We start from the raw sequence: 340 nt of genomic DNA, 5'->3' as shown, positions 1-340 counted from the left end.
CACTTCATCTGCTGAAGCATGCCCTTCAATACGCATCGTTGCCGTATAGTACTCTTGCAGCTTTGCTGCTACTTTATCAAGCTCAAGCTGATACTTTGGCGATAGATCACTGCTACCCTTGGCAAAAAAGGCACGATATTCCATTTTTAGACCTATCCCCATGCCAGTAAAGGGACAACCCCTTTCATCTGTTACTATGTTCATTGGTGTACCTGGGCACATGTCTATATCATCAGAATATCCGTCGCCATCGCTATCTAAAATAGCTTCAACAACTGGTATATCAATAACTTGAGTTGCTTGATTAGACAAGTCGGCGGTTTGACAGCCTGTTAATACC

The 340-nt window shown here is 43.2% G+C and carries 1 pseudogene; it reads right to left on the bottom strand.

The features are described 5' to 3' along the window. Positions 1-340 (bottom strand): annotated as a pseudogene (locus tag AAEZ03_RS26425) (hypothetical protein); the annotation flags it as partial.

It is taken from the genome of Pseudomonas sp. HY2-MNA-CIBAN-0224, assembly GCF_040310285.1.
GTDB classification, from domain to species: Bacteria; Pseudomonadota; Gammaproteobacteria; order Pseudomonadales; family Pseudomonadaceae; genus Aquipseudomonas; species Aquipseudomonas helleri.
Note: the sequence above shows the minus strand (reverse complement) of the source record. Positions and strands in the feature narration are given on the sequence as shown.